Source organism: Streptomyces sp. TLI_185 (assembly GCF_003814765.1).
In the GTDB taxonomy this organism is placed as follows: domain Bacteria; phylum Actinomycetota; class Actinomycetes; order Streptomycetales; family Streptomycetaceae; genus Streptomyces.
The window spans coordinates 1,252,693-1,274,792 of record NZ_RKRB01000001.1; the positions used below are offsets into that span (position 1 = coordinate 1,252,693).

General features: G+C 71.2%; 21 protein-coding genes. 9 read left to right on the top strand and 12 right to left on the bottom strand.

Annotated elements, in window-relative coordinates; genetic code table 11:
• Positions 1–4: 4 nt before the first annotated feature.
• Entirely contained in the window at positions 5–745 is a 741-nt protein-coding gene (locus EDD92_RS05695; protein ID WP_123963289.1) for a maleylpyruvate isomerase family mycothiol-dependent enzyme, read from the top strand.
• On the opposite strand, the gene EDD92_RS05700 is transcribed toward EDD92_RS05695, so the two are convergent.
• Positions 732–1,124: a MarR family winged helix-turn-helix transcriptional regulator gene (locus EDD92_RS05700; RefSeq protein WP_123963290.1), complete on the bottom strand. Its 393-nt coding sequence runs from the start codon at positions 1,122–1,124 to the stop codon at positions 732–734. The two genes, EDD92_RS05695 and EDD92_RS05700, sit on opposite strands and share 14 nt — an antisense overlap.
• Before the next feature lie 86 nt (positions 1,125–1,210).
• On the opposite strand from EDD92_RS05700, the gene EDD92_RS05705 reads away from it, so the two are divergent.
• Positions 1,211–2,695 carry an MFS transporter gene (locus EDD92_RS05705; protein WP_123963291.1) on the top strand — a complete coding sequence of 495 codons (1,485 nt, stop codon included), beginning with the start codon at positions 1,211–1,213 and terminating at the stop codon, positions 2,693–2,695.
• A gap of 246 nt (positions 2,696–2,941) precedes the next feature.
• Entirely contained in the window at positions 2,942–3,226 is a 285-nt protein-coding gene (locus EDD92_RS05710) for a DUF6332 family protein (RefSeq protein WP_123963292.1), read from the top strand.
• Here the strand turns inward: EDD92_RS05710 and EDD92_RS05715 are convergent.
• From EDD92_RS05715 to EDD92_RS05725, 3 genes are all read right to left on the bottom strand, one after another.
• Positions 3,187–3,852: a response regulator transcription factor gene (locus EDD92_RS05715; protein WP_123963293.1), complete on the bottom strand. Its 666-nt coding sequence runs from the start codon at positions 3,850–3,852 to the stop codon at positions 3,187–3,189. The two genes, EDD92_RS05710 and EDD92_RS05715, sit on opposite strands and share 40 nt — an antisense overlap.
• Positions 3,849–5,084, bottom strand: coding sequence for a sensor histidine kinase (locus EDD92_RS05720; RefSeq protein WP_123963294.1), 1,236 nt, complete (start codon positions 5,082–5,084; stop codon positions 3,849–3,851). Before EDD92_RS05720 ends, EDD92_RS05715 begins: the two co-directional genes overlap by 4 nt.
• A gap of 93 nt (positions 5,085–5,177) precedes the next feature.
• Positions 5,178–5,864, bottom strand: coding sequence for a TetR/AcrR family transcriptional regulator (locus tag EDD92_RS05725; protein WP_123963295.1), 687 nt, complete (start codon positions 5,862–5,864; stop codon positions 5,178–5,180).
• Positions 5,865–6,034: 170 nt separating this feature from the next.
• Between EDD92_RS05725 and EDD92_RS05730 the strand changes: the two genes are divergently transcribed.
• On the top strand, positions 6,035–6,484 hold the full coding sequence (locus EDD92_RS05730; RefSeq protein WP_123963296.1) for a nitroreductase family deazaflavin-dependent oxidoreductase: 450 nt from the start codon (positions 6,035–6,037) through the stop codon (positions 6,482–6,484).
• Here EDD92_RS05730 and EDD92_RS05735 read toward each other — a convergent pair.
• Entirely contained in the window at positions 6,474–7,709 is a 1,236-nt protein-coding gene (locus EDD92_RS05735) for a geranylgeranyl reductase family protein (protein WP_123963297.1), read from the bottom strand. The genes EDD92_RS05730 and EDD92_RS05735 overlap by 11 nt on opposite strands.
• Before the next feature lie 132 nt (positions 7,710–7,841).
• Here EDD92_RS05735 and EDD92_RS05740 point away from each other — a divergent pair, with 132 nt between their 5' ends.
• Positions 7,842–9,197: a dipeptidase gene (locus tag EDD92_RS05740; RefSeq protein ID WP_123963298.1), complete on the top strand. Its 1,356-nt coding sequence runs from the start codon at positions 7,842–7,844 to the stop codon at positions 9,195–9,197.
• Between the two features lie 186 nt (positions 9,198–9,383).
• Here EDD92_RS05740 and EDD92_RS05745 read toward each other — a convergent pair whose 3' ends face one another.
• Entirely contained in the window at positions 9,384–9,959 is a 576-nt protein-coding gene (locus tag EDD92_RS05745; RefSeq protein ID WP_123963299.1) for a HutD family protein, read from the bottom strand.
• Between the two features lie 194 nt (positions 9,960–10,153).
• Positions 10,154–10,480 carry a hypothetical protein gene (locus tag EDD92_RS05750; protein WP_260326337.1) on the bottom strand — a complete coding sequence of 109 codons (327 nt, stop codon included), beginning with the start codon at positions 10,478–10,480 and terminating at the stop codon, positions 10,154–10,156.
• Positions 10,481–10,930: 450 nt separating this feature from the next.
• On the opposite strand from EDD92_RS05750, the gene EDD92_RS05755 reads away from it, so the two are divergent.
• On the top strand, positions 10,931–11,986 hold the full coding sequence (locus EDD92_RS05755; protein WP_123963301.1) for a protein kinase family protein: 1,056 nt from the start codon (positions 10,931–10,933) through the stop codon (positions 11,984–11,986).
• A gap of 364 nt (positions 11,987–12,350) precedes the next feature.
• Here EDD92_RS05755 and EDD92_RS05765 read toward each other — a convergent pair whose 3' ends face one another.
• The 3 genes from EDD92_RS05765 to EDD92_RS05775 form a co-directional block, all read right to left on the bottom strand.
• Positions 12,351–13,394 (bottom strand): NUDIX hydrolase, encoded by a 1,044-nt coding sequence (locus tag EDD92_RS05765; RefSeq protein WP_123963302.1) that lies wholly within the window; start codon positions 13,392–13,394, stop codon positions 12,351–12,353.
• A gap of 147 nt (positions 13,395–13,541) precedes the next feature.
• Positions 13,542–13,748 (bottom strand): hypothetical protein, encoded by a 207-nt coding sequence (locus tag EDD92_RS05770; protein WP_123963303.1) that lies wholly within the window; start codon positions 13,746–13,748, stop codon positions 13,542–13,544.
• Positions 13,745–14,728, bottom strand: a complete 984-nt coding sequence (locus EDD92_RS05775; protein ID WP_123963304.1) for a TIGR01777 family oxidoreductase — start codon at positions 14,726–14,728, stop codon at positions 13,745–13,747. The genes EDD92_RS05770 and EDD92_RS05775 overlap by 4 nt, the downstream gene beginning before the upstream one ends.
• Before the next feature lie 362 nt (positions 14,729–15,090).
• Here EDD92_RS05775 and EDD92_RS05780 point away from each other — a divergent pair, with 362 nt between their 5' ends.
• Positions 15,091–17,112, top strand: a complete 2,022-nt coding sequence (locus EDD92_RS05780) for an NPCBM/NEW2 domain-containing protein (RefSeq protein WP_185123944.1) — start codon at positions 15,091–15,093, stop codon at positions 17,110–17,112.
• 54 nt (positions 17,113–17,166) lie between these two features.
• On the opposite strand, the gene EDD92_RS05785 is transcribed toward EDD92_RS05780, so the two are convergent.
• Positions 17,167–18,114 (bottom strand): ROK family protein, encoded by a 948-nt coding sequence (locus tag EDD92_RS05785; protein ID WP_123963305.1) that lies wholly within the window; start codon positions 18,112–18,114, stop codon positions 17,167–17,169.
• A 248-nt stretch (positions 18,115–18,362) separates the two neighbouring features.
• Between EDD92_RS05785 and EDD92_RS05790 the strand changes: the two genes are divergently transcribed.
• Together EDD92_RS05790 and EDD92_RS05795 are read left to right on the top strand one after the other, a co-directional pair.
• Positions 18,363–19,412 (top strand): LacI family DNA-binding transcriptional regulator, encoded by a 1,050-nt coding sequence (locus EDD92_RS05790; protein WP_185123945.1) that lies wholly within the window; start codon positions 18,363–18,365, stop codon positions 19,410–19,412.
• A 7-nt stretch (positions 19,413–19,419) separates the two neighbouring features.
• Positions 19,420–20,175, top strand: a complete 756-nt coding sequence (locus tag EDD92_RS05795) for a hypothetical protein (RefSeq protein WP_399181991.1) — start codon at positions 19,420–19,422, stop codon at positions 20,173–20,175.
• A gap of 12 nt (positions 20,176–20,187) precedes the next feature.
• On the opposite strand, the gene EDD92_RS05800 is transcribed toward EDD92_RS05795, so the two are convergent.
• Positions 20,188–22,083 carry a serine/threonine-protein kinase gene (locus EDD92_RS05800; protein ID WP_123963308.1) on the bottom strand — a complete coding sequence of 632 codons (1,896 nt, stop codon included), beginning with the start codon at positions 22,081–22,083 and terminating at the stop codon, positions 20,188–20,190.
• Positions 22,084–22,100 lie beyond the last annotated feature (17 nt).

Consider the following 22,100-nt stretch of genomic DNA (forward strand, 5'->3'; position numbering starts at 1 on the left):
CCCCATGGAGACAGCCGAGTTCGTGGAGATCCTGGACCGGGAGGGCCGGTTGCTGGCCGCGGCCGCCGAGGAGGCCGGCACCGACGCCAAGGTGCCGACGTGCCCGGACTGGCAGGTGAAGGACCTGCTGCGGCACATCGGGATGGTGCACCGATGGGCGGCCGCCTTCGTCGCCGAGGGCCACACCTCCTACCACCCGGACGGCGGGCTGCCCGACCTCGACGGCGACGCACTGCTGACCTGGTTCCGCGAGGGGCACCGGTATCTCGCCGACACCCTCGCCTCCGCCGCGCCCGACGTGCAGTGCTGGCACTTCCTGCCGGCGCCGTCACCACTCGCGTTCTGGGCCCGACGGCAGGCGCACGAGACCACCGTGCACCGGATCGACGCGGAGTCGGCGAGGGGCGGAGCGCCGAGCGGGATCGACCCCGGCTTCGCGGCGGACGGCATCGACGAGTTGCTGCGCGGCTTCCACGCCCGTCCCAAGAGCAAGATCCGCAGCGACGAGCCCCGGGTGCTGCGGGTACGGGCGACGGACAGGGACGGTGCGGTGTGGACCGTACGGCTGTCTCAGGAGCCGCCGGTGGCCGTGCGGGACGGGGCGGGTGATGCAGACTGCGAAGTGGCCGGGCCCGCCGCGCAGTTGTACTTGGCGCTGTGGAACCGGCTGCCGTTCGAGGCCGTGACCGGGGACACCTCGGTCGCCGCACTGTGGCGCGAAAGGTCGGCCGTCACCTGGAGCTGAGGTCGACCGCCAGCATCCGCGTCAGGACTTCACGGTGCACCGGCAGCACCTCGCCGTGCAGCGTGCGCCCCTTCGCAGTGAGGGCGACGCGGACACCCCGCCGGTCCTCCGCGCACATGGCGCGCTCGACGAGGCCGTCCTTCTCCAGCCGGGCGATCAGCCGCGACAGCGCGCTCTGACTGAGATGGACCCGCTCGGAGATCTCCTGCACGCGGTAGTTGCACGAGTCGCCGGACAGCACGTCCAGCACCTCGAAGTCGCTGGCGCACAGGCCGTGTTGATGCAGTGCGCGGTCGAGTTCGCACTGGGTGCGGGCATGCAGGGCGAGGATGTCCCGCCACTGGTCCACGAGCGCCTGTTCGGCCTTCTTCGCCACCATTCGCGCACCGTAGCAGAGGCACCGTTTTTTTGCATCGGAATTAAATGCATTTGCATTCGATGCATGCGCATGTAGTGTCTGTGTCCATGACCTCTCCGCTCTCCACCCCTGCGGCCCCGTCCTCGGCGGCTCGCTGGACTCCCCGGCTGTGGGGCACCCTGCTGGTGCTGTGCGCCGCGATGTTCCTGGACGCGCTCGATGTGTCGATGGTCGGCGTCGCGCTGCCGTCCATCGGCTCCGACCTCGATCTGTCCACCTCGGCGCTGCAATGGATCGTCAGCGGCTACATCCTGGGCTACGGCGGTCTGCTGCTGCTCGGCGGACGCACCGCCGACCTGCTCGGCAGGCGCCAGGTCTTCCTGATCGCCCTGGGCGTGTTCGCGCTCGCCTCACTGCTCGGCGGGCTCGTCGACTCAGGTCCGCTGCTGATCGCCAGCCGCTTCATCAAGGGCCTGAGCGCGGCCTTCACCGCGCCCGCCGGCCTGTCCATCATCACCACGACCTTCGCCGAGGGCCCGCTGCGCAACCGGGCCCTGTCCATCTACACCACCTGCGCGGCCACCGGTTTCTCGATGGGTCTGGTGCTCTCCGGTCTGCTCACCGAGGCCAGCTGGCGCCTGACCATGCTGCTGCCCGCGCCCATCGCCCTGATCGCCCTGGTGGCGGGCCTGAAGCTGCTGCCGCGCAGCGAACGCGAGAAGGACCACAACGGCTACGACATCCCCGGCGCCGTCATCGGCACCGCGTCGATGCTGCTGCTCGTCTTCACCGTCGTACAGGCACCGCAGGTCGGCTGGGCGTCGGCCCGTACGCTGCTGTCCTTCCTGGCCGTCGCCGTACTGCTGACCGTGTTCGTGCTCGTCGAGCGGCGCTCGGCTGGTCCGCTGATCCGGCTCGGCGTGCTGCGTTCCGGCAGCCAGATCCGCGCCCAGCTCGGCGCGATGGCCTTCTTCGGGTCCTACGTCGGCTTCCAGTTCCTGGTCACCCTGTACATGCAGTCACTGCTCGGCTGGTCGGCGCTGCACACGGCGCTCGCCTTCCTGCCGGCCGGCGCGCTGGTGGCGGTGTCCTCGACGAAGGTCGGCTCGATCGTCGACCGGTTCGGCACCCAGCGGCTGATCGCGGCGGGCTTCGCGCTGATGGTCGTCGGGTACGCGCTGTTCCTGCGCGTGAACCTCGACCCCGTGTACGCGGCCGTCATCCTGCCGTCGATGCTGCTGATCGGCGCGGCCTGCGCGCTGGTCTTCCCCTCGCTCAACATCCAGGCCACCAACGGCGTCGAGGACCACGAGCAGGGCATGGTCTCCGGGCTGCTGAACACCTCGGTGCAGGTGGGCGGCGCGATCTTCCTTGCCGTCGTGACCGCGGTGGTGACCGCCGGAGCCCCCGAACACGCCACCCCGCAGGCCGTGCTGGACAGCTACCGGCCCGGGCTGGTGGTGGTGACGGGTATCGCCGTCGCCGGGCTGCTGATCACGCTCACGGGCCTGCGGACGCACCGTCCCCAGCAGTCCGTCGTGGTCGCCAAGTCCACTTCTCCGGAGGCGGAGCGCGTACCGGTACGCGACTAGGCGCTCCACGGGCTGCATCTGATCTGCGGCTCCGCCGCGGGGCCGCGATGGGCCGTCGATGTCTGGCGGCCCGTCGTGGCTGGTCGCGCCCACGCGGCGGAGCCGCATGTGTCACAGCCCCGCGCCCCCTTGGAGCGCGGCCGAACCCGCAGCGGACTTCGCACGACCCGAATGGGGGCCCTTGCCCTCTGCGCGCCCGGCGGGACCTGCTTGTCCCGCCGGGCGCCCCGCTGTGAGACTGGGGGCATGGACGGGTACGGGGGACGGGGCCGCAAGGCCGAACAGGACGCGATGACTGTCGAGATCGGTTACGCGGTGGTCAGTGCGGTGTTCGCGGCCGGAGTCGTGTTCGGGGCCGTCGCCGGACCGGCGTTGCTCTTCGACCTGCCGGACCTGCTGTCGAGGCTGCTGCTGCGGGCGGGCCTGACGCTCGCCCCGATCGTGTTCGTCGTGCGGGCCGTGAGCGTCGTGGTGCGCTTCCGGCGGGGAGCTCAGCCCAGCCAGCCCGGCCGCACCAACCCCGACTCGTAGGCCAGGACGACCAGTTGGGCCCGGTCCCGGGCGCCCAGCTTGACCATGGTGCGGCTGACGTGGGTCTTCGCGGTGAGGGGGCTGACGACCAGACGGCGGGCGATCTCCTCGTTGGACAGGCCGATGCCGACCAGGGCCATCACCTCCCGTTCCCGCTCGGTGAGTTCGGCGAGGGCGTCGGCGGCCGCGGGCTCCTTGGAGCGGGCGGCGAACTCGGCGATCAGACGGCGGGTCACGCCGGGTGAGAGCAGTGCGTCGCCCTCGACCACCGCCCTGACGGCGCGGAGGAGTTCGTCCGGTTCGGTGTCCTTGACCAGGAAGCCCGAAGCGCCGGAACGGATCGCCTCGAAGACGTACTCGTCGAGCTCGAAGGTGGTGAGCATGACCACCTTGACGCCCCGCAGGGCCTCGTCGTCGGTGATCCGGCGGGTCGCCGCCAGGCCGTCCAGCAGTGGCATGCGGATGTCCATCAGCACGACGTCCGGGCGCAGTTCGCGCACCTTGCGCACCGCCTCCTCACCGTCGGCCGCCTCCCCGGCCACCTTGATGTCCGGCTGCGCGTCGAGCAGCGCCTTGAAGCCGGCCCGCACCAGTGACTGGTCGTCGGCGAGCAGTACACGGATCACCGGTCGTCCTCCTTGGCCTTGACCTTGAGCGGCAGTACGGCGAGCACCCGGAAGCCGCCGTCCGTGCGCGGACCCGCCTCGATCGTGCCACCCAGCGCCGCGGCACGCTCCCGCATTCCGGCCAGACCGTTGCCGCTGCCGCCCGCGTCGGCGCCGGTCGCGGGCCCGTCGTCGTCGATGCGCAGCCGTAGCGTCTGCTCGTCGTGGTCGACGTGCACGCGCGCGTGGCGTGAGCCCGAGTGCCGTACGACGTTGGTGAGGGCCTCCTGGACGATACGGAAGGCGGCGAGGTCGGTGCCGGGCGGCAGGAGGGGAGGTTCGCCTTCGACGTCCACCGTGAGGCCCGCGCTTGCCGCCTGTTCCACCAGCTCGGGCAGCCGGTCGAGGCCGGGTGCCGGAGCGCGCGGGGCGTCTCCCGGCGTGCGGAGCGTGTCGAGGACCTGGCGGACCTCGCCGAGCGCCTCCTTGCTGGCGGCCTTGATGGTGGTGAGCGCGGTGCGCGCCTGTTCGGGGTCGGTGTCGAGGAGGGCGAGGCCGACGCCCGCCTGCACATTGATCACCGAGATGCTGTGGGCGAGGACGTCGTGCAGCTCCCGGGCGATCCGCAGCCGCTCCTCGTCGGCCCGCCGCCGCGCCGCCTGTGCCCGCTCGGCCCGCTCTTTGGCCCACTGCTCGCGCCGGATCCGGGCCAGCTCCGCCACCGCCACGATCGCCGCGACCCATGCGGCGATCACGGCCTCCTGCGCCCAGGGGGCCGCCGGGTCCCGCGACGGCGGCAGCCAGCGGTAGAGCCAGTGGGCCACCAGCATGTGCCCGGCCCACAGCATCGCCACCGCACCCCAGGCGGCCCGCCGATGTCCCGAGACGATTGCGCTGAAGCAGGCCACCACCACGGTGAAGAAGACCGGCCCGTACGCGTATCCGGCCCCCAGGTAGACCATCGCGGCGGCAGCGGTGCCGTACACGACGAGCACCGGATGGCGCTGCCGCCACAGCAGCAGTCCCGAGCCCACCAGCAGCAGCACGCGCGCGAAGATGTCGAGGGCAGCCCGCCTGCCCTCCTGCTGATGCGCCGCGTAATGGGAGCCGGCGAGCACGAAGACGGTGAGCAGCGCGGTGGAACGCCACGGCCACCGGGCCTGCTGGTGCTCGTCGCCCCAGCGGTTCATCCACGGCGGCCCGTGCCGCCACCACTGGGGCGGCCCGCCCCCGTGCACACGCTGCTCGTCCATGACCGCCACGCTAGACGTGGCCGGGCACGCACGGCGTCCGCCGGGCGTGGTGATCAGCTGTACTCCCGGGGAAGTACCACCCCGCGCCTCGGCTCACGTCAGCCCGACGCCGAGGGCGAGCTGCTCCGCCGCATGCCGGAAGAACGCCGCCCGGTCCTCCACGACCCGGTGGAACTGGCCGAACAGCTCGAACCCGATCAGCCCGAAGAGCTGGGCCCAGGCCGCGACGAGGGCCGGGGCGACGGCGGGCGGCAGGTCGGAGGCGAAGTCGGCTGCCATCCGCTCGGCCTCGGGAACCAGTTCGGCGGGGAGAACGGGCAGGGCGAGGCCGGGGCCCAGCCGGGCGTCGCGGACGATGCCGATCAGGACGAGAGCGACGCGGGCGGCGGCCGGGACGGTGGTGTCGGGCGCCTTGTAGCCGGGCACCGGGGAGCCGTAGATCAGCGCGTACTCGTGGGGATGCGCGAGGGCCCACTCGCGTACGGCCTCGCAGACGGTGGTCCAGCGCTGCACGGGTCCGGCCTCGGCCGCGGCGGTGTGCGCCGCCTCGGCCGCCTCGCCCACGGAGTCGTACGCGTCGATGATGAGGGCGGTCAGCAGGTCGTCGCGGCTCGGGAAGTAGCGGTAGAGCGCGGAGGAGGCCATGCCGAGCTCGCGTGCCACGGCGCGCAGCGAGAGCTTGGCGGCACCCTCGGCCGCGAGCTGTCTGCGCGCCTCTTCCTTGATGGCAGCGGTGACCTCGATCCTGGCTCGGGCGCGGGCGCCGTGTGCGGTGCTCATGGGAAGCAGTCTCCCACGAAACGAGAGCAGTGCACACAACAGAGAGCAGCGAACAAAAAGGAGAGCAGCGCTCTTGCTTTCGATCGCCGATCCAGTGCAGACTCTTCATCAAGCGAGAGCAGCGCTCACAAAAGCGAGCGGCGCTCTTTCACTCACCGATGGGGGTCCCCATGTCCACACACGTCAAGAAGCCCGGCTGGTTCACCGTCAACGTCTTCAACCGCGCCGTGGCGTGGATGACGCGCCGCGGCATCAGCGTCTGGGGCTCACGGGTCCTGGCGGTTCGTGGACGCAAGAGCGGCGAGTGGCGCACCACCCCCGTGAACCTGTTGACGGTGGAGGGGCAGCAGTATCTGCTCGCCCCGCGCGGTCACGTCCAGTGGACGCACAACATGCGGGCGGCGGGCGGCGGCGAGCTGCGCCTCGGCAAGAGCGTCGACGTGTTCACCGCGACCGAGGTCGCCGACGACGACAAGGTCCCGCTGCTGCGCGCCTACCTCAAGCGCTGGAAGGCCGAGGTCGGGGTCTTCTTCAACGGGGTGGGCCCCGACTCCCCCGATGCCGAGCTGCGCCGCATCGCCCCGGACCACCCGGTCTTCCTGATCACGGTCAGGAGCTGACCTCGCCGCCGGCCACCGGGCGCCGGTCGAGCGCGGTCAGCGCCCGCTGGGCCATCGGATGGGTGCGCACGATCTCGGCGAGGGACGTCGAGCCGCGCGTGATGTCCCTGAACGCGTTCCACGCGGGCCTGAACCCGGTCAGCGCCGCGTGGAACAGGCCCGGCCGGCGCTCGAACGCCGTCATCAGACGCTTGCCGACGCTCATCTCGATGCCGAGTCCGGCCTTGATCGCGAACGCGTAGTTCAGGGCCTGGCGCCGGGCGTCCACCGCGTCGTGCGCCTCGGCGATCCGCACCGCCCACTCCCCCGCGAGCCGCCCCGAGCGCAGCGCGAACGAGATGCCCTCGCGGGTCCACGGCTCCAGCAGCCCCGCCGCGTCCCCGCACACCAGCACCCGTCCCCGGGACAGCGGCGAGTCATCGGCCCGGCACCGGGTCAGGTGGCCGGAGGAGACGCTCGGCTCGAACCCGGCGAGACCGAGCCGTCCGACGAACTCCTCCAAGTACCGCTTGGTGGCCGCGCCTTCACCGCGTGCCGAGATCACCCCGACCGTGAGCGTGTCCCCCTTGGGGAACACCCATCCGTAACTGCCGGGGATCGGGCCCCAGTCGATGAGCACCCGCCCCTTCCAGTCCTCGGCGACGGTCTGCGGCACCGGGATCTCCGCCTCCAGGCCGAGGTCCACCTGGTCGAGCTTCACCCCGACGTGCGCCCCTATCCGGCTGGCGCTGCCGTCCGCGCCCACCACCGCCCGCGCGAGCAGTGTCTCGCCGCCCTGCAGGAACACGGCGACCGTACGCCGGTCCGGCACCGCCGAGCCGTGCTGCTCCACGCGCTGCACGGTGACGCCGGTGCGCAGCTCGGCTCCGGCCTTCTGCGCGTGCTCGACGAGCTGCTGGTCGAACTCGGGCCGGTTGATCAGCCCGAACAGCATCTGCCTGGAGCGCCGGGTGCGAGTGAAGCGCCCGTTGTTCGAGAACGTCACCGCGTGCACCCGGTCCTGCAGCGGCAGCTCGAAGCCCGGCGGCAGAGCATCACGCGAGGGGCCGATGATCCCGCCGCCGCACGTCTTGTAGCGCGGCAGCTCCGCCTTCTCCAGCAGCAGCACGCTGCGTCCCGCGACCGCCGCCGCGTAGGCGGCCGAGGCCCCCGCGGGCCCCGCCCCCACCACGACGACGTCCCACACCCGCTGCACGTCGTCCGCCGAAGAGTTCTCGCTGCTCACGATGGTCTACTGCTCCCGATCAAGCCGCTGCCGCACCTGTCCCCCGCATCCTACGGCGGACATCACCGCAGGCCGCTGTGGGAGGATCCCGATATCCACACGTACAACGTCGCACCCACAAGGAGCGTGCCCATGTCGTCGAATCCGGTCGCCGAGACCGTCGCCTCGCTGATACCGAGGGCGCAGACGGAGCTCGCCGAACTGGTGGCGTTCAAGTCAGTGGCGGACTTCGACCAGTTCCCCAGGAGCGAGAGCGAGGGCGCCGCGAACTGGGTCGCCGACGCGCTGACCGCCGAGGGATTCCAGGACGTCGCCCTCCTCGACACCCCCGACGGCACGCAGTCCGTGTACGGCTACCTGCCCGGCCCCGAGGGCGCCAGGACCGTCCTGCTCTACGCCCACTACGACGTCCAGCCGCCGCTGGACGAGGCCGCCTGGACGACCCCGCCCTTCGAGCTGACAGAACGCGACGGCCGCTGGTACGGGCGCGGCGCCGCCGACTGCAAGGGCGGCGTGATCATGCATCTGCTCGCGCTGCGCGCCCTGAAGGCCAACGGCGGCGTGCCCGTGCACATCAAGGTCATCGCCGAGGGCTCGGAGGAGATGGGCACGGGTGGTCTGGAGCGCTACGCCGAGGCCCACCCCGACCTCCTGGCGGCCGACACCATCGTCATCGGCGACGCGGGCAACTTCCGCGTGGGTCTGCCGACGGTCACCTCCACGCTGCGCGGCATGACCCTGGTCCGCATCCAGATCGACACCCTCCGCGGCAACCTCCACTCCGGCCAGTTCGGCGGCGCCGCCCCCGACGCCCTGGCCGCGCTCATCCGCGTACTGGACTCGCTGCGCGCGGAGGACGGTTCGACCACCGTCGACGGGCTCACCCCCGAAACCCGCTGGGAGGGCCTGCAGTACGACGAGGAGCAGTTCCGCCAGGACGCCAAGGTGCTGGACGGCGTGCAGCTGATCGGCTCCGGCTCGGTCGCCGACCGTATCTGGGCACGCCCGGCCGTCACGGTCCTCGGTATCGACTGCCCGCCCGTCGTCGGCGCCACCCCGTCGGTGCAGGCGGGTGCCCGCGCCCTGGTCAGCCTGCGGGTGCCCCCGGGCGTCGACGCGGCCGAGGCCACCAAGCTGCTGCAGGCCCACCTGAAGGCGCACACCCCGTGGGGCGCCCGGGTGCGCACCGAACAGGTCGGTCAGGGCCAGCCGTTCAGTGCCGACACCACCAGCCCGGCGTATGCGGCGATGGCCGAGGCGATGGCGGTCGCCTACCCCGGCCAGGAGATGCAGTACGCCGGTCAGGGCGGCTCGATCCCCCTGTGCAACACCCTCGCCGCCCTCTACCCGCAGGCGGAGATCCTCCTGATCGGCCTGAGCGAGCCGGAGGCCCAGATCCACGCGGTGAACGAGAGCGTCTCGCCCGAGGAACTGGAACGGCTGTCGGTGGCGGAGGCGCTGTTCCTGCAGAACTACGCCGCGAACTGACGGCTCTGCAACGCGGAAAGGGTCCTCGTCCACGGACGGGGGCCCTTCTGCGTCCGCCGCCTTGGGCGCAGCCCGCCCGGAGCCGTCGGCGTGAACCCGCGCTCCTCGAACCCAGACCGTCCTTGCCCTGGTCGAGGACCGGCCTTCCCCCGGCTCCCCCGGCCGCCGGGTCGTACCCGACCTGAACTATCCCTCTGCGGCTGTGCCGGTGAGGGTGACGAGCGCTGCGATGCCGGTCACCTTGAGGGCCTCCTCGCGGGCGTCGGTGATCAGGGCCCCGTCGAAGCGGTCGAGGACCAGGCCGGACGCCTCGAAAACTGCGGAGCCGTCCAGTACGACCACGAGCAGCGTCGTCTCAGCGAGAGCGGAGAGCGCCACCCGGTCCCGTACGATCGCGACCTGCGCGGTGGCCCGTCCGCGCCGGACCATCACGTTGAAATCGACGAGCGGACCGCCGAGCAGCCGGCAGTCGGTGACTGCCTCCCCGGGGAAGGGGAAGGGGACGTACCGCTCGGCCACGGTGTGCGAGGTGCCATCGACGGTCAGCACCATGCCTGGCCCGTCGACCAGGGTGATGATCCGGTCGACACCTTCGAAGCGGGAGAAAGGACCCGGCTCGGCCACGTCGGCGAGACTCACCCGCCACACAAAGTCCGACATCCCTGCCTGGCTGGGAGAAGAGGCGACCTCGCGGGTCAGTCCGCCCCCGTTCTTCCACGGCACGGCCGGGCGCTCGTCCGCTCTCAGCACGCGCACCGTCATCTCACACTCCTCTTCGTCCAAGAGCCGCGTCGGCGGCCACGCGCGGCGGGCACGTCTGCGCTGATCACCTGGCCCGCACCAGGATAGGCAGGTCCAAGGAGCGCCCCTTGGGCACCGGCGCCAGGCACCGGGCGCGTGGGGCCCCGGCCTCGGCCAGGACCCCACGTTCAAGGCGACGCCTGTCACCTACCGGGTCATTCGAGTTCTCGCGGCTTCGCCGCACCAGCCTCAAGTTCGCGCTGCCTGGCGGCCAGTGCCCTCGCCAGCATCTTCTCCCGGTAGGGGTTCGCCGTGCTGAGGGCCTTCGCCACGTCCACGGCCTCGTTCAGCAGGGCCAGCCGTCGCTCGGGCAACTCCCGCACCAGGGGTGAGCCGCTCTCCTCCACCAGGACGTACACCAGCTTCGATCCGTACACCGCCGGCTCGACCTGCGTCAGCAGTCGGTAGATCCACAGTCCCTCGGCGCCCCGCACCACCCGCCGGTTGGCACTGAGCAGCCGGACCTTTGCCAGCACGATCATGTCCCGGTCCATCGATCCCCTTCGTCCCGTCCCTCCCCGACTGGTGCGTGTCACACGGCGAGACAGCACAGCGAACGTGCCGGCAGCCGATGACGGTTGCCGGCACGTGGGCCGGAGAGTGGATGACGACGAGTCTGCGGGTACGGCACCGTCCGCCACAAGGTCGAACGAGCGTGCGCTGCGTCCTACCGAAAGCGTCTCCGACCAGGCATGATGGACCTGACACTCGCTCAACCCCCGTCCGACGGGCGGCGGTCGCGACCGAGGTGCCCTGGGTGATCACGGCGATCGCAGGCGCGGCGACCAGGAACCGGTGGTCCGACACGTCGGCAACGACACGCGTCCGTGCCCCCTGATGCCTCCTGCTCGCGACCCACTGATCGCACACGCGAGGACGGCACTTCGCCGATCGGCAGACACGCACCCGTCGTCACCCTGACCATGGAGGTCATGTCCTCCGCCGCGCGCCGCGCCGCCCACACCGACATCGCCACCTCCCTGGGCCTGCTCAGCGACCACGAGCTGGCGGGCCTCCTGGCCTCGGGAACCCCTGCGGGCGTCGGCATCGGCGGGCGTTACGTGCTGGTCGAGGTGGACGGCAGACGGGTCTTCGTGAAGCGGATGCCGCTCACGGACATCGAGTTGCTGCCCGAGAACGCGCGGTCCACGGCGAATCTGTTCGAGCTGCCGCCCTTCTGCCATTACGGCACAGGCCGCAGCCCAGGCTTCGGCGCCTGGCGCGAGCTGGCCGCACACACGATGACGACGAACTGGGTGCTCTCCGACCGCTTCACCGGCTTCCCCCTGATGCACCACTGGCGGGTGCTGCCGGACACCGTCCAGCCACTTCCCGAGGAACTGGCCGACGTGGAAGGGACGGTGGCCTACTGCGGTGGCTCCCCACCGGTCCGTGAGCGCCTCGAGGCCCTGCGGACATCGTCCGCGAGCCTGGCCCTGTTCCTGGAGTACTTCCCGCACACCCTCCACGACTGGCTCGACACCCAGGTGCGCGCCGACGACTCGGATCGGATCTGCAGGCAGGTGGACGAGTGGCTGGGCGCGCTGACCGGCTTCCTCCGCGAACGCCAACTCCTGCACTTCGACGCCCACTTCCAGAACGTCCTCACCGACGGCGAGCAGTTCTTCCTGACCGACTACGGGCTCGCGTTCAGCTCCCGGTTCCGGCTGTCCCGGCCGGAGCGCGCCTTCTACGACCGTCACCGCGACTACGACCTCGTCTACTCCCGCGCCCACTTGGTCAACTGGCTCGTCACCGCCCTGTACGGGTACGACCGGCGCGAGCGGGAGGCGTTCGTGCGCGCCTGCGCGATCGGCGCGCACCCCGACGGCATCCCCCGGACCGCCGCCGCGATCATCGCCCGTGATGCGCCGCTGGCCGCCGTCCTCAACGGCTTCCTCGGCCGACTGCGCACGGAGAGCCGGCAGACCCCCTACCCGTACGAAGAGCTGCGTCTCGCCTACAACAGCTCGACGCTCTCCGCGTAGTGGCAGGCGACCGGGTTCCCGCAGCCCCGGTCGATCAGCGCGGGCACCTCCTCGATGTAGGTCTCGCGCTCGCTCTCCGTCAGCCGGTTCGCGAACAGCCGCCGCTGCAGGCGGCCAGAGCCAGCACGAGCCCGGCGGCAAGAGCAAGTCCCCTTGTGAGGGCAGACAGTTGCGGCATGTCCCTCCTCCGGCCGACGGAGGCTCCGCGGCCTTGTCGAGGCGGCCGAGCGGCCGCGAGAGAGCTGAGCTGCGCACTGACGGTAGAACTCGTGTGTACCTCTTTCAGATCACGCAGGGCAAAGTCGCCTGACAACCACTCAGAAGCCACAGAAGTCACGTCGGCATCGCGGGGGTTCGGCCGAGGTCAGCCGACCGGGACGCCCGCTTCCAGATACAGCGCCGCCCCGCGCTCGCGCGCCCGCAGGGCCCAGCGCAAGCGCTCGTAGCGCACCGGCGGCAGCAGGTCCGCGGCCTCCTCCTCGGTGGCGAACCGCCAGTCGCGCAGCTCGGGTCCGGGCAGCAGGAGCCGTGCGGCTTCGGTGGCGTCGAGGCGGCCGCCGTCGAAGAGGAGGCGCAGTCCGCCGTAGCCGGGCGGTGCCGGGGCCTCCCAGTCGACGACCAGAAGGCGGGGAACCTCGTCGAGGTGGATGCCGGTCTCCTCGGCGACCTCGCGCATGCCGGCCCGGGCGGGGGCCTCGCCGGGTTCGACGACACCGCCGGGAAACTCCCAGCCGGCCTTGTAGGTGGGGTCCACGAGGAGAACGCGGTCCTGCTCGTCGAAGAGGAGGACGCCTGCGGCGAGCGTCTCGGCGGTGGGTTCGGGAGTTTGTACTATGTCACATACCACCACCTCTCCCGCGCTGACGGCCTCAGCAATACGGAGCGCACTCTCATACGGAGTGAGGGCCCCCGTGTCGACGGGATAGGCATCGGCAGTGAGCCAGGACGCGAGGGCGGCACGGTAGGGCTCGATGTGGTCGTACGACCACTGCCGTACCCGTATCTCGCCGTCCGCCAGGTCGGACGGCACCTCGCGGCCGGCTATTCGCTCCCGCAGGATCGTTTCCGCCGGGGCGAGGAGGACATGCCGGACGGAGATACGGCGTGCTGCGAGGCCGCCGAAGATCTCGTCGCGGTACTCCTGGCGCAGCAGGGTCATCGGAACCACCAGGGTTCCGCCCAGTTCGGCGAGCATTGCGGCCGCCGTGTCGATCACGAGACGTCGCCAGATCGGCAGGTCCTGGTAGTCGCCGACCTCGGCGAGGTGTTTGGGCGGCAGAAGGTGCGTGAGCGCAGCGCCGATCACCTCGGGGTCGAAGAGCGTGCTGTTCGGGATCAGCTCGATCAGTTCCCGTGCGGTGGTGGTCTTCCCCGCACCGAACGCGCCGTTGATCCAGACGACGGTCACAGGTCCCCCTCTTCTATTGGCCCCCTGAGGCTTGCCCGCTCCACCCTGCCACGGAAACCAGCTCCAGTTGAGGACGCACAAAAGGGGGCGCCGGTGCCCCTGCTGCAGGGGCACCGGCGCCACGATCCGGCCTCGAACGCGTCGGTGTTACCGGCCGAGGGTCTTGCCGGGGCCGGCGAGGCCCTCGTCGCCGGTCGTGTGGGTGACCGTGCCGACGGTGTCCTCGACGCCCAGGTCGCCGAGCGTCTGGTGATCACCGACCACCTGGTGGTCGGCGTGTTGCGAGGGGGTGATGGCGGCGACGACGAACCCGGTGGCGAGGGAGGCGATGGCGAGCATGCTGCGCTTCTTCATGCCCGGTTCAACTGGGAAACCGCCCGCGGGTCACGCCCTCGTCCGTCTCGTACTTGGCGCACCAGATCGGCGGCCGCCTCGGGCCACCGGGCGTACTCGAAGGCGAACTCCGCTTCGAGCAGACGGCCGGGGACGACCCGGCGGCTCTTCAGCAGCAGTTCGGTGTCCGAGCGCAGGGCGAACGCGCCGAGCTCCGCCATCCAGCGCGTGGCGGGCAGCCCGACCGGCATGCCCCAGGCGGTGCGCAGGGCCCGCATGAAGGCGCGGTGCGGCAGCGGTCCGGGAGCGGCGAGGTTCACCGGCCCGGCGAGGTCGTCCCGGTCGACGAGGAACTCCACCGCGCGGACGAAGTCGCGCTCGTGGATCCAGGACACGTACTGCGCACCGCCCGCGACCGGGCCACCCAGGCCGAGCCGCGCCAACCGCAGCAGCACGTCGAGGACTCCGCCGCGATCGGGGCTCATCACCATGGCGGAGCGCAGGGCGACCTTGCGGGTGCGGGGCGTGTCGGCGTCCTCCTGCGCCCGTTCCCAGTTCTTGGCGATCTCCACGCTGTAGGCCCAGTAGCCGGGGACGCCGGGCTCGCTGCCGCCGATCACGCCGGCCGTCTCGTCGTTGGGCGCGTCGAAGCGATGCGCGTACACCGTGGCGGTACTCATCTGGAGCCAGACGCGGGGCGGCTGCGCGGCGGACGCGATCGCCTCGCCGACGACCCGGGCGGAGTTCACCCGGGAGTCCATCATGGCTTTCAGGTTGGCCGGGGTGTACCGGCAGCTGACGCTGCGCCCCGCCAGGTTGATCACGACGTCACTGCCGTTGATCTCTTCGGCCCAGGGGCCCAGGTTCTCGCCGTCCCAGCACACCTCGCCCGCGCGCAGCGGCCGCCGGGTGAGGATCACGACCTCGTGACCGGCGGCCGTCAGCGCGCGCCTCAGGATCGCGCCGACCTGCCCCGTCCCACCGGGAATGACGATCTTCATCAGGCTTCCCCCTTCGTATGACGGGAAGCCTAAACCAGAAACTTGAACACGTTCAAAACGTCTTGCCCGCTGACGCAAGAGATCCTGCTGGGACATCCGACGACTTTCCGCATCTTGGACTGGGCCAATGAACCGAAGGGCGGCCGAGCCATACACCCCGCGCAGGGAGTGCCACCCAACACAACCAAACGCACGGCTTGGATCTCATCCCGGTGCGCATCACACCACCGGGACCTGACGGGATATCGAACAACTGCTACGCACTCTCTTCCAACACAGTCCGACACGTCCTACCGTAAACGCGCAGCGATGACGCGGACATGACGTCATCCCACCTCTCGTGTGCTCGGAGGAACGTAACGATGCGTCACCTTCCCACCCGCACAACCCGCCGAAGAGTGGTCGGAGCGCTCGCCGCAGGACTGCTGGGCGCGGCGGGACTCGCCGCGCCCGCCCTGGCGGCGCCCACCACCGCGCCTGCCGCCCCCACCCTGGCCGACGGCCTCGCCCTCACCCCTCCGATGGGCTTCAACAACTGGAACTCCACGCACTGCCGTGCCGAGTTCAACGAGTCCATGGTCAAGGGAATCGCGGACATCTTCGTCGAGAAAGGCCTCAAGGACGCCGGATACCAGTACGTCAACCTCGACGACTGCTGGGCCCTGCCGGCCCGGAACGCGGACGGCAAACTCGTACCGGATCCGGTCCGCTTCCCGAACGGGATCAAGGCGGTCGCCGACTACGTCCACGCCAAGGGGCTCAAACTCGGCATCTACACCAGCGCGGGCACGAAGACCTGCAACAGCGCAGGATTCCCGGGCGCGCTCGGTCACGAGTACAGCGACGCCCGGCAGTTCGCGGACTGGGGCGTGGACTACGTCAAGTACGACAACTGCAATAACCAAGGCGTGGACGCCAAGGTGCGCTACACGACCATGCGCGACGCCCTCAAGGCGACCGGTCGCCCGATCGTCTACAGCATCTGCGAATGGGGCGAGAACAAACCCTGGGAATGGGCGGCCGACGTGGGCCACCTGTGGCGCACGACGGGTGACATCAGCGACAACTGGGGTTCGATGCTGTCCATCCTGAAGAAGAACCTTCCGCTCGCCCCGTACGCGGGCCCCGGGCACTGGAACGACCCCGACATGCTGGAGGTCGGCAACGGCGGCATGACGGACACCGAGTACCGCTCGCACTTCTCGATGTGGTCGATCATGGCCGCGCCGCTCCTGATCGGCTCTGACCTGCGCAAGGCCTCCCAGGCGACCTTCGACATCCTCGACAACAAGGAGGTCGTCGCCGTCGACCAGGACCCATTGGGCAAGCAGGGCACGGTCGTCTCCTCCCAGGGCGGGCGCTGGGTCGTCGCCAAGGAGATGAAGGACGGCAGCCGTGCAGTGGCCCTCTTCAACGAGTCCGGAACCGCCCAGCACATCAGCACGACCGCGAAGGCCGTGGGCCTGCCCGCCGCCGACGCCTACACCCTGCGCGACCTGTGGCAGCACAGGAGCTACAACACCGCCGGCACCATCTCGGCGACCGTACCGGCGCACGGCACGGTCCTGGTACGCGTCTCCGCCGACCCCAAGTGGGCCGTGCACCCGCCCGCCGTCGAACTCGGCCTGGACGGCGGCCCGTTGGTCGAGGCCGGCAAGGCGGCCGGGCTGACGTCGACCGTCACCGACCTGGGCCGTACGCCTGCCGAGCGCGTGTCCGTCTCGCTGACCGGGCCCCGGGGCTGGGCGATCCAGGCGACCTCACGGACCACGGCCGCCTCCCTGCCGACCGGCCGCTCCCTGCGCACCAAGTGGTCGGTCACCGCCCCGGCGGGGACGCCGACGGGGTCGTACGACCTGACGCTCAGGGCGAGTTACCGCTCGACGACCGGTATCCGCGTCGACAGCACGGTTCCGCTGACCGCGTCCGTCGTCGTGCCACCGCCGTCGGGGACGTCCAGGCTGGGCGACCTGCCTTGGCTGTCGGCCACCAACGGATACGGTCCGGTCGAGCGCAACACCAGCAACGGGGAGAGCGCCGCGGGCGACGGCCATCCGATCACCATCGGCACAGTGGTATATGACATGGGACTCGGGGTCCACGCCGAGAGCGCCGTCGAGTACTACACCGGCAAAGCCTGCACAACGGTCACCGCGGACGTCGGCGTCGACGACGAGAAGGGCGCAAACGGCACCGTCGCCTTCGAGGTCTGGGCCGACGGCACCAAGGTCGCCTCGACCGGCGTCCTGACCAATACGATGCCCGCCCAGCCGCTCACCGCTGATGTGACCGGCGCCCAGGTGGTCCGCCTCGTCGTCACCGACGGCGGCGACGGCATCGACTCGGACCATGCGGACTGGGCGAACGCACAGCTGACCTGCTGAGCCCGCTTCGGAGAGCCCAGCAGCGCACGTGAACGTTCCTGCTGTGCACGCCCCTCAGACCGCGGCCGCGTCCGCCCGCTTGGCGAGCGCGGCCGCGGCCGCCCCGACCAGCCCGGCGTCCGTGCCCATCTGGGCCGGCGTGATCTCCAGGCGCCGTACGAAGGACAGCGTCGCGTAGTCGCTGAGGGCCTTGCGCAGCGGCGTGAACAGCACGTCACCCGCCTTGCCCACGCCCCCGCCGATCACCGCGATGTCGATCTCGACGAGCGTGGCGGTGGCGGCGATGCCGGCGGCCAGTGCCTGGGCTGCGCGCTCGAAGGAAGCGAGAGCGACCGGGTCTCCGGCGCGGGCGGCGGCGGCCACCGCGGCCGCGGAGGTGTCGCCGTCGGGGCCGGGCTGCCAGCCGTGCTCCAGGGCGCGGCGGGCGATGTTGGGGCCGCTCGCAATGCGCTCCACGCACCCGCGTGATCCGCACGGGCAGGCGTCGCCGTCGAGATCGACGCTGATGTGGCCGATGTGGCCCGCGTTGCCGGTGGGGCCGGGGTGCAGCTGACCGTTGAGGACCAGGCCGCCGCCGACGCCCGTGGAGACCACCATGCACAGCGCGTTGTCGTGACCGCGGGCGGCGCCCTGCCAGTGCTCGGCCGCCGTGATCGCCACGCCGTCACCGATCAGTTCGACCGGCAGTCCTCCGGCCGCGTCCTGGACCCGCCGGACAAGGGGGTAGTCGCGCCAGCCCGGCACGTTCACCGGGCTCACCGTGCCCGCGGAGGCGTCCACCGGGCCGGCGCTCCCGATACCGAGGGCCGTGGCGCGGCCCCACAGGGGCGCGGCGGTCAGCTCGCCGAGGACGTCCTGCACGGCACCCATCACGGTCTCGCCGTCCTGCTGCGCGGGTGTCGCACGCTGAGCGCGCACCACGATCTGGCCGTGGCCGTCCACCAGCGCCCCGGCGATCTTGGTACCGCCGATGTCGAGCGCTGCCACGAGGTCGGTGTGCATCAGTGTCGGATCTCCCCGAAAACAGTCGGATCCCCGTCGACCAGGGGAAAGTTCCCCCTTCAACTACGGAGACGGGCGGGCCGGTCTGGCGGTGGGGGCGCAGGCCGGAGATTGCGATGGACAGTCTCTCGTGCATATGACAACGTTGTCCAGGCTCTATGCTCGACGCCACATCCTCATACAAACTCATGGTCTGACGCATCCCCGTGGACGAGACCCGTGGACGAGACAGGACAGGACAGCGCATCGTGCCCGAGACCGCTCGCCGAACAACCCCCCTCTCCGCAACGCGTTACGGCAACCGTCCCACCATGAAGGACGTGGCGGCGCGCGCCGGAGTCGGCCTGAAGACCGTCTCCCGTGTGGTCAACGGCGAGCCCGGCGTCACCCCCGAGACCGAGCGCCGCGTCCAGGAGGCCATCGACGCGCTCGGCTTCCGCCGCAACGACAGCGCGCGCGTGCTGCGCAAGGGCCGCACCGCCAGCATCGGCCTGGTCCTCGAAGACCTCGCCGACCCGTTCTACGGCCCCCTCAGCCGGGCCGTCGAGGAGGTGGCCCGCGCGCACGGCGCCCTGCTGATCAACGGCTCCAGCGCGGAAGACCCCGATCGCGAGCAGGAGCTGGCGCTGGCCCTGTGTGCGCGACGGGTGGACGGCCTGGTGATCATTCCGGCCGGTGACGACCACCGCTATCTCGAGCCGGAGATCAGGGCGGGCGTCGCCACGGTGTTCGTCGACCGGCCCGCCGGGAAGATCGACGCCGATGTCGTCCTGTCCGACAGCTACGGCGGCGCCCGCGACGGCGTCGCCCACCTCATCGCCCACGGCCACCGCCGGATCGGTTTCATCGGCGACATGCCCCGTATCCACACGGCCGCCGAGCGGCTGCGGGGCTACCGGGCCGCCATGGAGGACGCGGGCATCCCGGTCGAGGACTCCTGGATGTCCCTTGGCGTCACGGACCCGCAGCGGGTGCGCCGGGCCGCCGAGGAGATGCTCTCCGGCCCCGCTCCGGTAACCGCTGTCTTCGCGGGCAACAACCGCGTGACGGTCACCGTGGTCCGTGTCCTCGCCGAGCAGCCCCGCCGGATCGCCCTGGTCGGCTTCGACGACTTCGAGCTCGCCGATCTGCTGCAGCCGGGTGTCACCGTCGTCGCCCAGGACGCGGCGGCCCTCGGCCGCACCGCCGCCGACCGCCTCTTCCGCCAGCTGGACGGCACCCTGCTCACCCCGGAGCGCATCGAGCTGCCGACCCGGCTGATCACCCGTGGCTCGGGCGAGCTGCCGCCGGCGGACTGAGCCGCCCGTGGACGCTGAAGCGGATCACAGCCTCGAAGCGCTGGGCCTCGCGGTGGCCCCGCGTGACCACCCGCTGCTCTACCCGGGGGCCTGGCCCGCGCGGTCCGGGCTCCTCGAGGGCGACCGGTTCCTGCCCCTCGACCTCCTGGTGCACGAGGACCGCGTCCCCGTGGTGGCGGTCGGCTCCAACGCCTGCCCGGGCCAACTGCGCCGCAAAATGGACGAGTCGGGGATCGCCTCGCCCATCCCGATGGTGCGCGTCCGGGTCACCGGGATCGACGTGGGCGTCTCCGCGCACGTCAGCCGCCTGGGCTATGTGTCCGCGTCACCGGTCGAGGCGCCGGGAGCCGCACGGGAGTTGTTCGTGACTTGGCTGGACGCCGCGCAGCTCGCGGTGATCGACGCGAGCGAGGGCGTGCCGCTGCGCTACGGCAACTTCCGGCGCGCCTGGCTGCAGGAGCCCGAGGTGCGGATCGAGTTGGAGGACGGGACGCCGCTGCCCGGTGCGTACATCTACGTCAACCGCCGCGGGGTCCTGCGCAACGGTTCGGGGGCGCCTCGCGGGCATCCCGGTCAGCGGGCGCTGATCACCGAACTCCTTGTCGGTTCGGCCCGGTTGCGGGAGCTGTTCGGTGTCACACCCGAGGAGTTCTGCACGCGGGCGCGTGCCGACGCCGAGCTGTGCGAGCGGGGCACCCGGGTGTTCGCCGAGGAGAAACTGGTGACGGTGTCGGGGCTGGAACGGTACGTGGCGGACAGGTGAGCGTGACGGGCGTCAGCACACCGGGAGGCCGGGGATCGGCTGGTCGTTGTCGCCACCCTTGATGTAGACGTCGCTGATGTAGACGTTCGTGTTGCCGCTGTCGTCGTCCGTCTTCGCCCACCAGACGTTGGTCCACTGGCCGTACGTCTCGCGCCGGCCCAGGTTCTGCTGGCAGTAGAAGTAGTTGGTGCCCGCGCCGAGGACACCGACCTCGGTGCCGGAGGCGGTGTAGGACTTGGCGGTGCGCCAGACCGTGCAGTTGTACTTGCCGCCGCCTATGGAGGTGCAGGCCGGTGCCGGGGTGGTCTCGCCCCCTCCGCCCGTCGTACCGCCGCTGCCGCCTCCGGTGGTGCCGCCTGACGACGTGCCGCCCGTGGTACCACCCCCGGTGGTGCCGCCGCCCGGGGACTTCGCCGTGGACGAGGACGAGGCCCGGCTCGTGGGCGTGGCCTCGCTCTTCTGACCGTCGGCCTTGGTTGGCGTCGGGCTCTTCTTGTCGCCCTGTTCCGTCGGCTTGGGGCCGTCCGAGTGGTCGGCGTCGGTGCGGTCGGAGACGGATGCGGACGCCTGGGCCTCCGTGGAGGACGAGGTGGGGTGCGCGTTCGCTGCCGTGTTCCGCGAGTTCAGCAGGGCGACGGTTCCTCCGGCCGCCGCGAGGACGACGGTGACGGCCACGGCGGCGAGCAGGGCGCGGCCCTTGTGGCGCGGGGAGGTCGAGGGAGGTATGGGCCCGGTGGGGGCCGTCGCCAGGTCCGGTGCCCGGTTTTGGGAAGCGGGCGGGCCGAAGCCCGGCATCGCGGGTGCGGCGTACGGCGTCGGGTTGAGGCCGGGCGCCGCCTGGTCGTGCTGTCCGGCCGGGGCGGAGCCGGGCGTCACCGGCCCGCGCTGCTCGGTGGGAGCGGAATCCTGCGCCGCCGGCGCCGGTCCCTGCGCGGCCCCCGGCATGAAGAACCCGGGAGGCAGCGAAGGGACGTCGGGCTCCGTCTCCGCCCTCGGCGCCGTGTGATCGCGCAGGGTGGTCGTCGGCGTGTCCGTGCCGCCCGCGTCCGCCACCGCCTGCAGCAGAGCGCGCCCCTGCTCGGCCTCCGGACGGGTCTCGGGCCGCTTGTCCAGCAGCTGCTGGAGTACGGGGGTGAGCAGGCCCGCGCGCTCCGGCTCCGGAAGGGGCTCGCTGACGATCGCGGTGAGCGTGGAGTACGTCGAGGTACGGCGGAAGGGCGAGGAACCCTCGACGGCCGCGTACAACGTGGCTCCCAGGGCCCAGACGTCGGAGGCCGGGCTCGCCTCGGCGCCCTGGGCCCGCTCGGGCGCGAGGTAGTCCAGGGAGCCGACGAGCGCACCGCTGCGGGTCAGGCGGGTGGCCGCGCCGTCGCCCGGCTCGTCCATGGCCGCGATGCCGAAGTCCGTCAGGACGACGCGGCCTGACCCCTCGAGCAGAATGTTTCCGGGCTTCACGTCACGGTGCAGGACGCCGGCCCGGTGGGCGGCCGCCAGCGCGTCCATCACCTTGGCACCGATGCCGGCGGCCTCGACCGGGTCGAGGGAGCCGCGCTCGCGCAACACCTGTTCCAGGGACGGCCCGTCGACGAGCTCCATGACGATGAGCGGACGGCCGTCGACCTCGGTCACGTCGTGAACGGCGACGACTCCGGGGTGCCGCACCCGGGCCGCCGCGCGCGCCTCGCGCTGCATCCGCAGCCGCAGGTCGGCGAGTTCGGGCCCGTCGGCGTCGGTGTAGGTGCGCAGCTCCTTGACCGCGACCTCACGGCCCAGTACCTCGTCGACGGCTCTCCAGACGACGCCCATGCCGCCGCGCCCGAGTTGGGCCACGACGCGATAGCGCCCCGCCAGCACGCGACCGGTCCCGTCGCCCTTGTTGTTTCCGCCTGAGGTCTCCCCCGAAGACACCGCCCGCCCCGTTCCTG

Bases quoted from the DNA above. Each gene is read 5' to 3' on its own strand.
- EDD92_RS05695 (WP_123963289.1), top strand. From the start codon at position 5: ATGGAGACAGCCGAGTTCGTGGAGATCCTGGACCGGGAGGGCCGGTTG.
- EDD92_RS05700 (WP_123963290.1), bottom strand. From the start codon at position 1,124: ATGGTGGCGAAGAAGGCCGAACAGGCGCTCGTGGACCAGTGGCGGGAC.
- EDD92_RS05705 (WP_123963291.1), top strand. From the start codon at position 1,211: ATGACCTCTCCGCTCTCCACCCCTGCGGCCCCGTCCTCGGCGGCTCGC.
- EDD92_RS05710 (WP_123963292.1), top strand. From the start codon at position 2,942: ATGGACGGGTACGGGGGACGGGGCCGCAAGGCCGAACAGGACGCGATG.
- EDD92_RS05720 (WP_123963294.1), bottom strand. From the start codon at position 5,084: ATGGACGAGCAGCGTGTGCACGGGGGCGGGCCGCCCCAGTGGTGGCGG.
- EDD92_RS05725 (WP_123963295.1), bottom strand. From the start codon at position 5,864: ATGAGCACCGCACACGGCGCCCGCGCCCGAGCCAGGATCGAGGTCACC.
- EDD92_RS05730 (WP_123963296.1), top strand. From the start codon at position 6,035: ATGTCCACACACGTCAAGAAGCCCGGCTGGTTCACCGTCAACGTCTTC.
- EDD92_RS05740 (WP_123963298.1), top strand. From the start codon at position 7,842: ATGTCGTCGAATCCGGTCGCCGAGACCGTCGCCTCGCTGATACCGAGG.
- EDD92_RS05745 (WP_123963299.1), bottom strand. From the start codon at position 9,959: ATGACGGTGCGCGTGCTGAGAGCGGACGAGCGCCCGGCCGTGCCGTGG.
- EDD92_RS05750 (WP_260326337.1), bottom strand. From the start codon at position 10,480: ATGATCGTGCTGGCAAAGGTCCGGCTGCTCAGTGCCAACCGGCGGGTG.
- EDD92_RS05755 (WP_123963301.1), top strand. From the start codon at position 10,931: ATGTCCTCCGCCGCGCGCCGCGCCGCCCACACCGACATCGCCACCTCC.
- EDD92_RS05770 (WP_123963303.1), bottom strand. From the start codon at position 13,748: ATGAAGAAGCGCAGCATGCTCGCCATCGCCTCCCTCGCCACCGGGTTC.
- EDD92_RS05775 (WP_123963304.1), bottom strand. From the start codon at position 14,728: ATGAAGATCGTCATTCCCGGTGGGACGGGGCAGGTCGGCGCGATCCTG.
- EDD92_RS05780 (WP_185123944.1), top strand. From the start codon at position 15,091: ATGCGTCACCTTCCCACCCGCACAACCCGCCGAAGAGTGGTCGGAGCG.
- EDD92_RS05785 (WP_123963305.1), bottom strand. From the start codon at position 18,114: ATGCACACCGACCTCGTGGCAGCGCTCGACATCGGCGGTACCAAGATC.